This window comes from Edaphobacter bradus, assembly GCF_025685645.1.
Taxonomy (GTDB): Bacteria; Acidobacteriota; Terriglobia; order Terriglobales; family Acidobacteriaceae; genus Edaphobacter; species Edaphobacter bradus.
In genome coordinates this window covers 300,309-314,845 of the sequence record NZ_JAGSYF010000003.1, presented here as the reverse complement: position 1 = coordinate 314,845, position 14,537 = coordinate 300,309, and the positions used below count along the sequence as shown (strand labels likewise).

Genomic DNA, 14,537 nt, shown 5'->3' with positions numbered 1-14,537 from the left:
AGATCTTCAAAAGAAATGGGTTATGGGCTTAAGAAGCGAAAGCCCCGGTTTGCCGGGGCTTTCCTGTTTTTGCCTGGTTCTATTTTATCGGATTGCGTGAAACTGCTCTGCCACGGCGATGTGGTTTGTTTTGTTGTGGTTATGCGGTTTGGGGGCTTGACAGGATTTCTGTGGAAAACCCGGGTTGAGCCGTATCAAGCATCGGATAGTCGAGATATCCTTCTACGCCTTGCGCGTAGAAGGTCTTACGATCGTACGCGTTGAGCGGAGCGTCCAACTCGATCCGCTTTGGAAGATCAGGATTTGATATGAATAATCTTCCAAAGGCGACAGCATCTGCGATCCCGCGATTTACAAGGGACTCGGCATCTGCAGGTTTGTATCCTCCGGCCACAATAAGACGCGTGTTCCCCGTGATCAAGGGGCGAAAACGTTCCGGGCCGAGGTCCATCGTCGTTTCTGCGTCGTGAGCGCCGTCTACTCTTGGGCTGACAAGATGAATGTATGCAAGATGCCGTTGGTTCAGTTCGCGCACTGCGTAGGCATAGGTCTCCCAGCGGTTCGCGTCGTCAATATCTCCGTGGCGGTTCGCAGGCGAGAGCCGGAAGCCGACGCGATCGGCTCCCCACACGCTGACGACAGCATCCGTAACCTCGAGGAGGAAACGCGCACGATTCTCGATGGATCCACCCCAATCGTCCGTCCGGTTATTAGAACCACTATTGAGGAACTGGTCCGGCAAATAGCCGTTTGCTCCATGCACCTCAACGCCATCGAACCCAGCTTCCATTGAGAGCTGAGCACCGTGCCGGAACTCTTCAATGACGCCAGCAATTTCGTCAGAGCGTAGAGCGCGCGGTGTGGGATGCGGCTTGAGGCCGTCATGAGTTAAGGCGCTGCCTTCCGGTCGAATCGCTGAAGCAGAAACGGGAAGTACTCCGCCAGGTTGCAAATCCTGATGGGAGATTCGCCCGACGTGCCAGAGCTGCTGGAAGATGAGGCCGCCCTGCTCGTGAACAGCGTCAGTGATGCGCTTCCACGCATCTCGCTGCTCTTTGGTGTGGATACCGGGTGTTCCCCGGTATCCATGCCCAAATGGTGAAACGGGAGTCGCCTCGCTGATGATTAGACCGGCGGTTGCACGCTGCCGGTAGTATTCGATGTTCATCTCGCGGGGGACATTGCGGTCACCAGCGCGTGTACGCGTCAAAGGCGCCATCAGAATGCGATTGCGCAATGTATATGGTCCCAAAACCAGGGAGGTCATTAGCTTCTTGGTCGTCATTTGTCTCTCCAGATATGCCGCGATTAGCCAACTAGACCGCGCAAGGCTTCAAGGATGGCTTGCGGATCAAGCCGCTTTGTGTAGTCTTCCTCGATGAACGCCAGACGGATCATGCCTGTACGGTCCAGCACATAGGTGGCTGGTATCGGGAGTTCTGTTCCGCCTTCTTCTCCGTTCATATCGGCGAGTCCGTGATTGAATGCCGTGTACGTTTCCAGAAGGTCGTCAGGCAGTCTGTAGACGATACCGAACCGGCGGGCAACATCATTCCCCACATCGCTCAACACCGGGAACGCCAGATGGTTCTTTTCCTCGGTGGAAAGTGAATTGTCTGGAAGCTGCGGCGATATCGCCACGAGTGATGCTCCAAGCGCCTTGATTTCCGGCAGGACGCGTTGCAGGCCGCGCAACTCGATGTTGCAATAAGGGCACCAGCCACCACGGTAGAAAGAGATCACGACTGGTCCGGCGTCCAGAAGGCTTTGAAGCCGAACTGGCTTACCGTGGGCATCTCCGAGGATGAAATCATCCACACGGTCGCCCTCTTTGAGAGCAGCAGCTTTGGTGCCGCTTGCTATCAGTTCCTCGGTGGCCCTATCCATTATCTTGAGCTTCTCGGGTGGGATTACCTGGTTGCGGTAATAGCCGCGCGCTTCATCTAGCTCGGTTGTTGTCTGCATCTTCGAGGTCGTCATCCTTGCTCCTGCTGATAGAGGTTGCATTTCAGCTCAGTGCCTTCGCACATTTTGCTGCGGTATAGCACTAGATTCGTGAAGAACTGATACGATCCATAGCAAGTTGATATCAATCTGATAAGTAATAGCGATCAATCCAGATTGAGGAATGTGCGGTGGCTGCTGCCATGGTGATAGCTATCCGCGATCAGCGTGATCAAATCTTGCGACGCATCGAATCAATGGCGCCGTTATCTACTCCATAGACAGGCGATCAATCATGGTTCACCTGAGAAAGGAATTTGGATATGTCTAACAAATTTGCAGGGAAGGTTGCGGTGATCACAGGCGCGTCGACTGGCATGGGGCTTGCAACCGCAAAGCGCTTCGTTCAAGAAGGCATGGATCAAGTCTTTATTACGGGCCGCCGCAAGGACGCGCTGGATGCCGCTGTTGCCGAGATCGGAAAGAATGTCACAGCAGTACAGGGAGATGTTGCGAACCTGAGCGATCTTGACCGCCTGTACGAAGCAGTCCAAAAACAGAACCGGAAGATTGACGTGATCTTTGCGAATGCCGGGATCGCCCAACTTGCGCCGTTCGGCACTGTAGAGGAGAAGTTCTTCGATCTGCACTTCAACGCGAACGTGAAGGGGCTCTTTTTCACAGTGCAGAAGGCGCTTCCCTTGCTGAAAGATGGCGGGTCGATCATTCTGAACGGATCGATTGCAACGATCAAAGGCTTTCCAAGCATCAGCGTTTACAGCGCCACCAAGGCGGCCGTCCGCTCCTTTGCGCGCACATGGACGAACGAACTCCGTGAGCGCCGAATTCGCGTAAACACGATCAGCCCTGGCCATATCGATACTCCGATCTTCGAGGGCTGGCAGCAGGGGGATGCGCTCGCGAAGATGAAAGAAGATCTCGCCAAGAGCGTGCCGCTGGGCCGCATGGGAGACCCGGACGAGATCGCCAAGGCTGTTTCTTTCCTGGCTTCGGATGAAGCCAGCTATGTCTCAGGGATCGAGTTATTTGTCGATGGCGGAGTTGCTCAAATCTAAGTTAAGAAGGAAGAGCGCGCGTTTCATGACGCGTGCTCTTCCTTATGGTGAACTTCTTTAGCATTGGCATCGTGCGAAACCCGGGTCTCGAGAATCGAGACCCTTCGGCACGCTCAAGGAAGGCTCTGGGGTACCCGCACCTGTACTGCACCCGCATCGTTGGGCCACTGCCGGATGTGTGTCGTCCGGCAATGGTTGCGTGTCGGTGGTGATCGAAGCGGGTGTCAGGGCTGCTCTTTTACTTTCCGCGAGAGGCGGCACTCGAATCAATCTTTTGGTTGATGGTGATTGTGGAGCGCTCAGCCTAAGATAGGCGGTCAGTGAAAACTTCGCTCTGGAGGTGATGGAATGATTGGCGCATACCGTAAGTTCCTGGCATCAACTTTCATCGGAGTATCCTGTTTCGCGGTCGCGGCAGATCAGGGGGCAAATATCACGGTCTCCGGTTGGGTGATCGATTCGGCGTGCGCCTATACCAAGGGACTCGACAAGCCGATCGGCGTGGCGTGTGCCAAGGCATGTGCAAAGAATGGTTCTCCACTCGTTATCCTTCGCGATGACGGCACCATTTTCCTCCCCATCGACAGTAAAACGCCCTCCTCCTCTCAAAACTCGAAGTTGATGCCGTTTGCGGGTGAGCATGTCACGGTCACCGGGAAGGACTATGTCCGCAACGGTTCGCATGCAATGGTCATCGAGAGGATTTCAAAGTAATTTGAACCGGGCACATCAAATCGGAGCGAGGCATCGATGGCACAGGTATTGGAAGAGCAGAGGGTAGGAACGAGGACGTGGTTGTGGCTCGCGCTTGGACTGGGGTGTGCCTTAGTGTCGGCGGCGTGCGTGTGGATTCCGATGCATGTGATCCGGCCGTTTCGTCCTCAGGATCCCACGGCGTTGACCGTGGCGCTTTGGTTTCACGATGCGGGGCCGTGGATTTCGGGTTTGTGCGTGGCGTGGCTTGTGGCGGTGACGATCTGGTCGTGGAAGAGAGTTGCTGGAGGGTTGAGACGGCTGTGGTTTCGGATCGCGATGATCAGTCTGTGCATGATTGCAATCGCAGGAGCTTGCCTGACGCATGTGAATATCTTCGAGAAGATGTTTCATCCGTACGATGCGCCGGCGTTTGGGAGTGCGGATACGGTACCGGTTGCTCCGGATGACAGAGTGCTGGCCGTGCGGCTTGGTGAGCATGCGCGCGCATACCCGATTCTGACGATGGGGTACCACCATATCGTGAATGACACAGTGGGCGGAGTGCCTATTACGGTGACGTACTGCACGCTGTGCCACACGGGGCTGGTCTGGGATCCCGTGGTTGATGGGAAGAGGCTGCATTTTCGGCTGGCGGGAATCAACAATGGGAATGCACTGATGCGCGATGAGGAGACGCACAGCGTCTGGCAACAGAGCACGGGAGAGGCGATCTTTGGGCCGTTGAAGGGGAGGCATCTGAATCTGATTCACAGCAGCGAGCTAACGTTTGCGCTGTGGCGTAAGGAGCAGCCACAGGGAGATGTGCTGAAGCCGGATGCGCCGTATGTCCCGGAGTATGAGAAGAAGGGCTGGGAAAGCTATGTCGAGAAGACTCCGGCGATGGTGGATACGAAAAAGTCAGGAATTGGGCCGCATCAGTTGATGCTGGGGGTGACGGTGGCGGGGAAGAATAAGGCCTACCCGATCGACTCGATTCTGGCGGCAAAGTTGATTCAGGATCAAGTGGCGGATTCGCCGGTGGTGGTTGTGGTGGGATCGGATGGAGCTTCCATTCGGGTGTTCGAGGCTGCGGAGCTTACGTTTGCCCGAGGCGAAGGTGACAGAGTGATGCAGGATGCCGAGACGGGGAGTGGGTGGAACTTTCAAGGATGCGCGGTGGATGGAAAGCTTGCGGGACGATGCCTGAAGGAGATCGACGCCAACAAAGATTACTGGTTCGACTGGATGAACCATCATCCTGAGACGGCGGTTTTCAGGGGCTGAAGAGTTCTACAAAACACGGGTCCCAGAATCGATCGGCAACATCGTCGAAATGACCTAGGTTTGGATTTGTCTGGCGATGCGTTCGATGGCGTGGTGGGCGGAGAGGATTGCGCCTTCCTGCCAGCCTACGAGGTGAGAGAGGTAGTCTCCGGCGAAGTAGGTGCGGCCCTGCGGCTTGTCGAGCTGGGCATACGCGGGGCCGCTGCTGTCGAGGTAGATGTTGGCGAAGCAGCCGAGGGAATAGGGGATCTTCGACCAACTGACGTAGATGGGTTTGGTGAGAAGGTGAGAGCGGCCGGGGTGGAGTTTTTCGACGGCGGCGCGGGAGGCTTCGAGCTTGGCCTCCGTGGAGAGAGCTCCGAAATGAGTGGGCTTGCTCGTGAAAGTGCCCCCCCGGGCTGTGCCAGCGGTGTCTTCGCGCTCGGAGCCGAAACCGGCAACCAGGACCCCGGCAGGCGAGAAGAGCTTATCGGTGGGGTACCAGACGAGGTCGACGGTGTCGTGGAGGAAGGAGATTCCGCCGTAGATGTTGTTTTCCTTCTCCCAGAAGCGTGGCGACTCCCAGGCGATCTTGTAGAGGGCGATCAAGGGCATGCCGGTGAAGGCCTTCTGGGTCTCGGGGGAGAAGTTGTTCTTTGTCTGGGCAAGGACGGAGATGGGCATGGTGCAGATGCAGAAGTCGGCGGTGAGGGTCTGGGGCGCGCCGGATCTGGTGTAGGCGATGACAACGTTGTTGTCGCCGGTAGTGATCTCTGCGACGGGAGAGTCGTAGAGGATGATCTCTGCCGGAAGCGCACGCGCGAAGGCGTAGGGGATGCGATCCATGCCGCCGATGGGCTGGAACATTGTGGCCTGCCAGTCGATCTGCTCCTCGTAGAACTCGCCGAAGGAGAAGTTGGCGGCGAGGAGCTCGGTGAACTTCAACGGCTTGTGCAAGACCGTCTGTGCCGGGCCTGCGCCGGGAGGCGTGGTGAAGCCGGCGCGGGTGGTGCCGATGTAGCGGTCGTTGTTGTTGAGGTCGCCGAAGTCGCGGACGAAGTCGAGGAGGCGGGCGAGGTCTTCCTTTGAGAGTTCGTCGTCGAGGGTGTGCTTGTTGATGGCTTTGGCGAGGAGCTCGGCGAGGTAGCCGCGCGTGTCGTAGACGACCTGACGCTGCTGGACGGCCGTTCCTCCATTGAGAACGTCGGCCTGCATCAAGGCGGAGCGGGAGGTGTTGACCTCGACTTCGAGGGGGACACCCAGCTCCTGGCAGTATCCGAGGAGATGGGTGTGGATGGAGGGGATGCGGGCGGGTCCGGGGTTGAAATAGCCGCCGCTCTGCCAGTCGCAGGTCTGGACAGTGCCGTCGGTGAACTCGACCTTAGTGCCGTTGCGGACGGACCAGGAGCGGCCGCCGGGGCGGTTGCGGGCTTCGAGGATGGTGCATTCGAAGCCGGCTCTGCGGAGCTCGTAGGCGGAGACAAGGCCGGCGATTCCTGCGCCGAGGATGACGACTTTCTTTCCCTTGCCGAAGTCGGCGGGGAGCTGTGGAAGCGGAGATGCGCCGACCGGGGGGATGAGTCCGAGGGCCTGCATGGTAGCGAAGGCGGCGGAGTAGCCGCCGATCTGTGCCATGCGCTGGATGAAGGTGCGCCGAGTGAAGCTCATAGAGAGTACTCCGTTACGGTGACAATGTTCTGTGGGCCCTCTTCGGTGTGGAATAGCAGGAAGAAGCTTATAGGTCGCACTCGGGCTGCGCAATATCGACTTGGAAAGGGTTCCAGGCAAAGGATGAGGGCTGCCCGCGGCAGTTCTTCGCTTGCTCCCTCATCGCGTTGTTGTGGGCTGGTCCTGGGTCAGGCGGGCTGAAAGGGACTGATCCAAGGCCCGCCACAACAGTGTGGCGCGATAGCGGTCGTATTCGTAAGCTCCGGCCTTCGGTAGCTGCTGCGCCAACGCGAAGGCTTTGTGCCACGCTTCCTGTGCTTCATCGAGATGGTGTTCGACCCAGCAGAGTGCGCTGCGAGCCAGCCAGTAATCGACATTGAAGCGAGTCGGATTTTTGGCTTCCATGCGCTGCCACCAGAGGCGCGCAGCGGCGGCGTCGCGCCGCAGAAAAGCTGTGCGGAAGACGAACGCGGTGTGCAATTCGGCTGAGATGTTCTGGGCGGAGTCCCGATAGATTGCTTCCGCCTCGGCCAGCGACTGTGTGGCCTCGGTAATCTGGCCGCGATCAAGATAGTACGAAGAAGCATGGAGACGCAGAAGCAGCCCTCGTTGTCCTTGTGCAATGCAGGCGGCTGCCCGCTGGATCGCTTCGATGTCGTAATCGCGGGGGCGCAGCGGCGTGACGAGGGTGGAAGCGACAATGGAGAGCGCGCGGTGGTAGTCGCCCCATGGACCTTTCGACAGGAGCTGGTAGATCTGCGCGCCATCGGAGTACGAGTTTTTAGCCCGGAAGGGAATGAGGTTGAGGATGGAGGCGAGCAGGGAGAGAGTGGCGATGCGGGCGAGAAAGTGCCAGGCGGGCTCCCAGGAGTTTCCCGGCGCGGTGAGGGCGGCGCCGAGCGCGAGGAGGCCGCCGATGAGGCTCGCCGCCGGACCAGCCGCAATCATGCAGAGTTGGTGGGAGCGAAAGTGCTCCAGAGTTGTGGGAACGACACCAGTCGCACCGTCCAATGCAAAGATCTTTGCGGGAAGGAAGCGAAACTCCCATTTGCCCTCGCGAATGTGCCAGTCGAAGGGCCCGACGACAAAACCGCGAAGCTTCATTCCGAGGGCCTTGCCCACGATGGTATGACCAAGCTCGTGCACTAAAGTTACGACTAAAAGAGCAAGCAGGAGTTCGAGGTAAGACCCAGGACGATAGGACCTCGCAAGACCCTCGGAATGGGCCCAGCGCACCCACCACTTGGCGGCTGCGAGGTATCCGGCGAGTCCGAATATCCAAATCATCTTGTCGAGGAGAGCATTGGTTCCGTCACCTGGAATGGGCGGCAGCACAGGAGTTTTTTGGGCGAGCCTGGCCGTGAGGTTGCGGGGCGAGAATACGACTAGCCCGGCAACTCCCAAAGTCAGCTGAAGCACAGTTCCTTGCCAGAAGGCGCGTCCCGCAAAGTAGAACATCATGCAACCGAACAGGACATTCACCAGGCTCGCAGCAAGCGCCCATCCCCTCGCCGAGGGCCTCCGTCTCCAAACAGTCCACCACGCCATTGCAAAGACAACGGCCAGCACGGGAAGCGACAGACCTATGGCTTTGTGGGCTATTCTCCACCCGACACTGGGCGCCGCATGAGATGGGTGCCAAATATCGGAAAGTATGTGCAGCGTTCCTCTAAGGAATACAAAGGCGGCGAGTGCAAACGTCCAGCACAGGAAACCTCTGATCGGAGCTGCGAATTGAGATGCCCAGTCCTGGAGTACTCCAACTCTGCGCATGTTTACACCTGACCTGTCTGGGAGGGAGCCCAGAGTAGTCGGGTCGGCGAGTAGCGTCAATTCCTTAAATTTTGGGCAAAGGAAAAGGGCTGCTCGGGGCAGCCCTTTTCCGATATTAGGAGTTGGGTTACTTTTTCTTTGCGGTGGCGAAGCGCTTGTTGACCTCGTCCCAGTTGACGGTGTTCCACCAGGCGGCGAGGTAGTCGGGGCGGCGGTTCTGGTACTTGAGGTAGTAGGCGTGCTCCCAGACGTCGTTGCCGAGGATGGGGTAGTGGCCCTGCGAGAGAGGGTTGTCCTGATTGGGAGTGGTGACGATCTTCAGCTTGCCGCCGGTGAAGATGAGCCAGCCCCAGCCGGAGCCGAACTGCTTGGCGGTGGTCTCGTTGAAGAGCTTCTTGAAGGACTCGAAGTCGCCGAAGTCGGCCTTGATCTGGGCCGCGATGTCGCCGGTGGGGTCGCCGCCGCCCTTGGGCTTCATGATCTGCCAGAACATGGTGTGGTTGACGTGGCCTCCGCCGTTGTTGCGGACAGTGGCGCGGACGTCCTCGGGGACGGCGTCGAGGTTCTTCAGGAGCTCCTCGGCGGTCTTGGAGCCGAGGTCGGGGTGCTTCTCGATGGCGCCGTTGAGATTGGTGACGTAAGCCTGGTGGTGCTTGTCATGGTGAAGCTTCATGGTCGCTTCGTCGATGTGGGGCTCAAGCGCCGCGTAGTCGTAGGGCAGAGGCGGAAGTTCGTGTGCCACGTTTCATCTCCTGTCTTTTGTTGTGCCAGCCAGGCCTGACTGTATTCGATGCTGTCCGGTTAGGATGCGATGCACCTGGTCAGGCTCGCAGCCCTCCCGATGATAGCGCAAGGTGAGGTTCACGATTCTTTCGCAGGGCGAAGTGACCCGATCGGGTGTTTTGCGCTCTAATGAAAATGATGAGCGAACCGATTGCAAGCTACCGCTGGCTGGAAGACGATGGTCCGGCGTTTGGAGCGCCTGGCCTGGAGCCGCGCTGGACGTCGAGCGACAAGGACACTGTGGGGACCGCGTACTCGGCTTCGAGCCGCGTGTGGTACACGATGTCGCACGGCACGCTGAATGAGATCTACTACCCGACGATCGACCGTCCGCAGACGCGCGATATGGAGCTGCTGTTCACCGACGGCGAGACGTTCTTCCACGAGGAGAAGCGCGATCTCAAGTACCGCCTCGAGTACGTTGATGGCGATGCGCTGGCTGTGCGGTGGACGGCGATAGAGTCCGGCGAGCTCTACAAGGTGACGAAGGTGGTGCTGTCGAATCCGCACTTTTCGACGGTGATCATGAACGTAAAGGTCGAGGGTGATGAGGCGGTGCTCTCGCGGATGAAGTGCTACGCGCTGCTGGCTCCGCACCTGAACGGCGGCGGAGCGGGGAACTCGGCGCGATCTGTGGATGTGGCGGGGAAGCGCTGCCTGCTGGCATGGAAGGGGGAGACTTCGCTGGCGATGGGGGCGAGCTGCGGGTTTTCACGCTCGTCGTGCGGCTATGTAGGCGCGAGCGATGGCTACCAGGACCTGTTCGGCGATATGAAGATGAAGTGGCAGTTCGGTGAGGCGCTGGACGGCAACATTGCTGTGATGGGCGAGATCGATCTCGCGAAGCACCGGGAGTTCACGATTGCGATTGCGTTCGGCGACGGTCATCATGCGGCGCTGGCGGGGATGATGCAGACGCTGGCGACCCCGTTTGAGAACCACCAGAAGCGGTTCCTGCAGCAGTGGGGGCGCGCGGCCTCGCCGGAGCGGCTGGCCGGGGCGGCGACCGATGGCGGTGCGCTGATGCGGATCAGCCACAACCTTCTGCTGGCGCATGAGGACAAGACCTACTCAGGGGCGTTTATCGCGTCGGCTTCGATTCCGTGGGGCGCGTCGAAGGGGGACTCGGACCTGGGCGGATACCACCTGGTGTGGACGCGCGACATGGTGCAGACGGCGACGTCGCTGGGGGCGTGCGGGAGGTCAGAGACCGCGCTGCGGGCGCTGGTGTACCTGGCCTGTACGCAGCGGGCAGACGGGAGCTTCGCGCAGAACTTCTGGATCGATGGGACGCCGTACTGGCAGGGGATTCAACTCGACGAGGTGGCATTTCCGATCGTCCTGGCGTGGCGGTTGTGGAAGCAGGAGGCCCTGGCTGACTTCGAGGTCTTTCCGTTTGTTGAGCGGGCGGCGTCGTTTCTGGTGAAGTACGCTCCGGTGACGCAGCAGGAGCGGTGGGAGGAGACGGCGGGGTACTCGCCTTCGACGCTGGCGGCGGTGATCTCGGGGCTGATCTGCGCTGCAGACATCGTGCGGTTTCATGGTTCGTCGGTGCTGGCCGGGTTTCTGGAGACATATGCGGACTGGATCGAGTCGCACCTGGATGCGTGGACGACAACGAGCGACGGAGTGCTGCATCCGGATGTGAAGCGGCACTATATGCGGATCAAGCCGCCGTGCCCGGGGGAGCCGTTTTATGACGCGTCGGTGCCGGTGGGTTCGTTCCGGATCGCCAACCGGGAGCCGGGCGAGCGGAATGTGTTTGAGGCGCGCGACGTAGTCGACGGCGGATTTCTGGAGCTGGTGCGCTACGGGATTCGGCGGGCGGACGATCCACTGATTGTGGATTCATTGAAGGTGATCGACCATTGCCTGAAGATCGACACGCCGAACGGGCCGTGCTGGCGGCGCTACAACCACGACGGCTATGGGCAGAAGAAGGACGGCGGACCGTTCGAAGGCTGGGGACAGGGGCGCGCGTGGCCGCTACTGACCGGCGAGCGGGCACACTATGAGCTGGCCGCGGGGAACGACTATGCTCCGCTCATCACGGCGATGGAGAGGTTCAGCTCAAGGGGCGGAATGATGCCGGAGCAGATCTGGGATCAGGAGGATCTTCCTGCACAGGGCTTATGTCTGGGACGGTCGGCTGGTTCGGCGCAGCCGCTGGTGTGGGCGCACTCGGAGTACCTGAAGCTGTTGCGGTCGGTGACGGACGGCAAGGTGTTCGATTGCATCTCAGCGGTTCAGGAGCGATACACACCTGCGGATGGAAAGCGCCGGTTCCAGAACCATGTGGAGATCTACACGCTGGGACGGCCGTTCACGTTGCTCCGCGCCGGCCACACGCTGAGGATTGTGGATCATGAACACTTCCGAGTGGTGTATTCGACCGACAACTGGGCCACAGTCAACAACCTGATCTCGACCAGCGTGGGTTTCGCGGGCGCGTATGCCGATATCCCCACGACGCCGACTCAGACGGGAAAGATTGCTTTTACGCTTTGCTGGCAGGGTGAAGGACAAGAGCCCCGCTGGTTGGGAAGAAATGTCGAAGTCTCAATCGTTGAGCCTCCGCCGGCCAGCCCCTGATGGGCCCCGAGGATGCAGTTAACCCGTTCAGACTGTACACTGATAGCGACAGGCCCCTCACAAACAAACCATGGATCGAGAGCCGCCCTTGTGCGCGCCTCTCCCTGAACGAAAAAGGAAGAAAATGAGCGACCAGCAGCAGTTAGACCAGCAGAATGCCCTTGACCAGCTGTCCATCAATACTCTCCGTTTTCTAGCCGTCGATGCCGTTGAAAAGGCGAAGTCGGGCCATCCCGGCGCGCCTCTTGGCTGCTCCCCGATTGCGTATCTGCTCTACCACAAGCTGATGAGGTACGATCCGGCGGACCCGAAGTGGATCAACCGCGACCGCTTCGTTCTGTCGAATGGACACGCTTCGGCACTTCTGTACGGCGTGTTGCACCTGGCGGGTTACGACCTGCCGATGTCGCAGCTGGAGCAGTTCCGGCAGTTCGGATCGCACACGCCGGGCCACCCGGAGTACGGCGAGGCCCCGGGCGTTGAGGTGACGACCGGTCCGCTCGGACAGGGCTTCAGCATGGCGGTCGGTATTGCGACGGCGGAGAAGCACCTGGCCGCGGTGTACAACCGCGACGAGCACCCGATCATCGACCACTACACCTATGTGCTGTGCGGCGACGGCGACCTGATGGAAGGCATCTCGCACGAGACGGCTTCTCTGGCTGGGACGCTGGGCCTGGGCAAGCTGATCGTTCTGTATGACGACAACCTGATCTCGCTGGACGGCCCGACGGAGCTGAGCTTTACCGAGGATGTGACACGGCGCTTCGAGGGCTACCACTGGCATGTGCAGATGGTGCACGACGGCAACGATCTGGTCGCGCTGGAGCATGCGATTCAGAAGGCGAAGGCGGAGACGACGCGTCCGTCGCTGATCCGCGTGCGGACGGTGATCGGCTACGGCAGCCCGAAGGCCGGCACCAGCAAGGTGCACGGCGAGGCGCTGGGCGCCGAGGCCGTGAAGGCGACCAAGAAGAACCTCGGCTGGCCTGAGGACAAGACCTTCTACGTTCCGGAGGAGGCCGCGCAGAACTGGGCCAAGGCGAAGGAGAAGGGCAAGAAGGTCCGCGAGGAGTGGAACAAGAACTTTGCGGAGTACAAGAAGGCGTATCCGGAACCAGCGGGCGAGTTTGAGCGCGTGGTGAAGGGTGAACTGGCTGCGGGATGGGAGAAGAAGATCCCGATCTTCCCGACCGAGAAGCCGATTGCGACTCGCAACGCAGGTCAGACCGTGATGAACGCAGTCGCCGGCGTGGTTCCGGAGCTGATGGGCGGCGCGGCTGACCTGACAGCTTCGACGAAGACGATCTTCAAGGACTCGCCGAACTTCCATGTCGATCCAAAGGGCCGCAATGTGTTCTTCGGCGTGCGCGAGTTTGGCATGTGCGCGATGGTGAACGGCCTGGCGCAGCACGGCGGGCTGATTCCGTTTGGCTCGACGTTCTTTGTCTTCTCGGACTACGCGCGCTCGGCAATCCGCATGGCTGCGCTGATGCACGCGCACTCGCTGTTCATCTTCACGCACGACTCGGTGGGCCTGGGCGAGGACGGCCCGACGCACCAGCCGATTGAGCACCTGATGAGCCTGCGGCTGATTCCTAACCTGACGGACTTCCGTCCGGCGGACGCGAACGAGACGGCTGCATGCTGGCAGTTGGCGTTGGAGCGCAAAAGCCCGAGCTTTATGGCGCTCTCGCGTCAAGACCTTCCGGTGATCGATGCCGAGAAGTACAAGGTTCGCGAGGGCGTGAGGAAGGGCGCGTATGCGCTGGACGCCTCGGGCAAGGACATCATCCTGATCGCGACGGGTTCGGAGGTTTCGCTGATTGTGAAGGCGGCTGAGGAGCTGAAGGCGGCGGGCATTGGCGCGACGGTGGTTTCGATGCCGAGCTTCAGGCTGTTCGACGAGCAGGATGCGGCCTACAAGGCGAGCCTGTTCCCGGAGAACACGCCGAAGCTGGCGGTAGAGGCGGGCGCAACAATGGGCTGGTACAAGTACATCGGCCACAATGGCGGCGTGATCGGTCTGGATCGATTCGGCGCTTCTGCTCCCGGTGCGATTGCGCTTGAGAAGCTGGGGATCAGCGTTGCGCACATCGTTGAGCAAGCAAAGAAGCTGGTGAAGAAGTAAGAGAGCGGGCGAGGGATGCATCCCTCGCCCGTTGCTTTTTCGATATCCGTACGCTGCAGCGTCGAGTTGTCCCTCTCGAGCATCCAAGAGTTGAATAGATATGGGAGAGGCTTCCCTATGAAGATCGCTATCGCCTCCGACCACGCAGGCTTTCCTCTGAAGGAAGAGGTGCGCGACTACGTCCGCAAGCTTGGGCATGACGTTCAGGATCTGGGCGCTTACAACACAGAGCCCTCGGATTACCCGGATTTTGCGGCGCTGGTAGGCAAGGCGCTGATGTCGGGCGAGGTGGAGCGCGGGATTCTAATCTGCGGCTCGGGCGTGGGCGTGTGTGTTGCGGCGAACAAGATGCCGGGCGTTCGCGCGGGCATGTGCCACGACACGTACTCGGCACACCAGGGCGTGGAGCACGACGAGATGAATGTGCTGGTGCTGGGCGCGCGGATTATCGGCGCGGCACTGGCATTTGAGTGCGTCGAATCCTATCTGAAGGCGAACTTTATCGCGAAGGAAGAGCGCTTTGTCCGCCGTCTGAACAAGGTGAAGGCCATCGAGAAGCAGTACATGCAGCCGGTTGCCGGGACGGCTCTGGGCTTGTAGAGGCAGGTTCG

Annotated in this window: 11 protein-coding genes; 6 read left to right on the top strand and 5 right to left on the bottom strand. The window is 59.7% G+C overall.

Annotation, left to right across the window (positions count from 1 at the left end; translation table 11 throughout):
* Nucleotides 1–139: 139 nt before the first annotated feature.
* On the bottom strand, nt 140–1,285 hold the full coding sequence (locus tag OHL16_RS13665) for an alkene reductase (protein WP_263367726.1): 1,146 nt from the start codon (nt 1,283–1,285) through the stop codon (nt 140–142).
* A gap of 23 nt (nt 1,286–1,308) precedes the next feature.
* Nucleotides 1,309–1,980, bottom strand: coding sequence for a peroxiredoxin-like family protein (locus tag OHL16_RS13660; protein ID WP_263367725.1), 672 nt, complete (start codon nt 1,978–1,980; stop codon nt 1,309–1,311).
* Nucleotides 1,981–2,267: 287 nt separating this feature from the next.
* On the opposite strand from OHL16_RS13660, the gene OHL16_RS13655 reads away from it, so the two are divergent.
* The 3 genes from OHL16_RS13655 (at nt 2,268) to OHL16_RS13645 (ending at nt 5,000) form a co-directional block, all read left to right on the top strand.
* A complete protein-coding gene (locus OHL16_RS13655; protein WP_263367724.1) occupies nt 2,268–3,020 on the top strand; it encodes an SDR family oxidoreductase in 753 nt (250 codons plus the stop codon).
* A 348-nt stretch (nt 3,021–3,368) separates the two neighbouring features.
* Entirely contained in the window at nt 3,369–3,734 is a 366-nt protein-coding gene (locus OHL16_RS13650; RefSeq protein ID WP_263367723.1) for a hypothetical protein, read from the top strand.
* A gap of 36 nt (nt 3,735–3,770) precedes the next feature.
* Entirely contained in the window at nt 3,771–5,000 is a 1,230-nt protein-coding gene (locus OHL16_RS13645; protein ID WP_263367722.1) for a DUF3179 domain-containing protein, read from the top strand.
* Between the two features lie 54 nt (nt 5,001–5,054).
* Here OHL16_RS13645 and OHL16_RS13640 read toward each other — a convergent pair whose 3' ends face one another.
* The 3 genes from OHL16_RS13640 to OHL16_RS13630 form a co-directional block, all read right to left on the bottom strand.
* Nucleotides 5,055–6,647 (bottom strand): flavin monoamine oxidase family protein, encoded by a 1,593-nt coding sequence (locus OHL16_RS13640; protein WP_263367721.1) that lies wholly within the window; start codon nt 6,645–6,647, stop codon nt 5,055–5,057.
* A gap of 159 nt (nt 6,648–6,806) precedes the next feature.
* The gene (locus OHL16_RS13635) at nt 6,807–8,129 is read right to left on the bottom strand and encodes a M50 family metallopeptidase (protein WP_263367720.1); all 1,323 of its coding nucleotides are present in this window, start codon (nt 8,127–8,129) and stop codon (nt 6,807–6,809) included.
* 418 nt (nt 8,130–8,547) lie between these two features.
* Complete coding sequence (locus OHL16_RS13630; protein ID WP_263367719.1) at nt 8,548–9,162, bottom strand: superoxide dismutase; 615 nt, start codon at nt 9,160–9,162, stop codon at nt 8,548–8,550.
* 179 nt (nt 9,163–9,341) lie between these two features.
* On the opposite strand from OHL16_RS13630, the gene OHL16_RS13625 reads away from it, so the two are divergent.
* From OHL16_RS13625 to rpiB, 3 genes are all read left to right on the top strand, one after another.
* The gene (locus OHL16_RS13625; protein ID WP_263367718.1) at nt 9,342–11,795 is read left to right on the top strand and encodes a glycoside hydrolase family 15 protein; all 2,454 of its coding nucleotides are present in this window, start codon (nt 9,342–9,344) and stop codon (nt 11,793–11,795) included.
* 124 nt (nt 11,796–11,919) lie between these two features.
* On the top strand, nt 11,920–13,926 hold the full coding sequence (gene tkt, locus OHL16_RS13620) for a transketolase (RefSeq protein ID WP_263367717.1): 2,007 nt from the start codon (nt 11,920–11,922) through the stop codon (nt 13,924–13,926).
* 117 nt (nt 13,927–14,043) lie between these two features.
* A complete protein-coding gene (gene rpiB, locus OHL16_RS13615) occupies nt 14,044–14,526 on the top strand; it encodes a ribose 5-phosphate isomerase B (RefSeq protein WP_263367716.1) in 483 nt (160 codons plus the stop codon).
* The last annotated feature ends 11 nt before the right edge of the window (nt 14,527–14,537 follow it).

Coding starts and splice junctions, on each gene's coding strand:
- OHL16_RS13655 (WP_263367724.1), top strand. CDS start 2,268: ATGTCTAACAAATTTGCAGGGAAGGTTGCGGTGATCACAGGCGCGTCG.
- rpiB (WP_263367716.1), top strand. CDS start 14,044: ATGAAGATCGCTATCGCCTCCGACCACGCAGGCTTTCCTCTGAAGGAA.
- OHL16_RS13625 (WP_263367718.1), top strand. CDS start 9,342: ATGAGCGAACCGATTGCAAGCTACCGCTGGCTGGAAGACGATGGTCCG.
- OHL16_RS13650 (WP_263367723.1), top strand. CDS start 3,369: ATGATTGGCGCATACCGTAAGTTCCTGGCATCAACTTTCATCGGAGTA.
- OHL16_RS13640 (WP_263367721.1), bottom strand. CDS start 6,647: ATGAGCTTCACTCGGCGCACCTTCATCCAGCGCATGGCACAGATCGGC.
- OHL16_RS13645 (WP_263367722.1), top strand. CDS start 3,771: ATGGCACAGGTATTGGAAGAGCAGAGGGTAGGAACGAGGACGTGGTTG.
- OHL16_RS13660 (WP_263367725.1), bottom strand. CDS start 1,980: ATGACGACCTCGAAGATGCAGACAACAACCGAGCTAGATGAAGCGCGC.
- tkt (WP_263367717.1), top strand. CDS start 11,920: ATGAGCGACCAGCAGCAGTTAGACCAGCAGAATGCCCTTGACCAGCTG.
- OHL16_RS13665 (WP_263367726.1), bottom strand. CDS start 1,285: ATGACGACCAAGAAGCTAATGACCTCCCTGGTTTTGGGACCATATACA.